This is a genomic window from Halomonas sp. ALS9, assembly GCF_001651035.1.
Classification (GTDB): Bacteria; Pseudomonadota; Gammaproteobacteria; order Pseudomonadales; family Halomonadaceae; genus Vreelandella.
Genome location: NZ_LXRG01000151.1, coordinates 1 through 223, shown reverse-complemented (window position 1 = coordinate 223; position 223 = coordinate 1). Strand labels below are relative to the sequence as shown.

Here is a 223-nt window from a genome sequence, read left to right as displayed (position 1 = left end):
GTTGATCACGTCGTCACCGGCGATGGTGTCGATGCTGATCGTGGCACTGGCGTCGGTGTCGACGCCGTAGTCACGGGCGGCGTCGGCGCTGTAGGCGTTGCCTGCGGCGTCTTCACCGGTGACTTCAGCGCTGACTTGGTCGTTCTCGGCCAGTACCGATCCGGGTACGTCGATGGCATACGTGAGGTCTTCACCCACGGTGCCTTCGTAGCTGTTGTCACCC

1 protein-coding gene is annotated in these 223 nt (G+C 63.2%); it reads right to left on the bottom strand.

From position 1 onward, the window contains the following. On the bottom strand, positions 1 to 223 hold a 223-nt coding region (locus A6R74_RS10530; protein ID WP_121499382.1), incomplete at both ends, for an Ig-like domain-containing protein.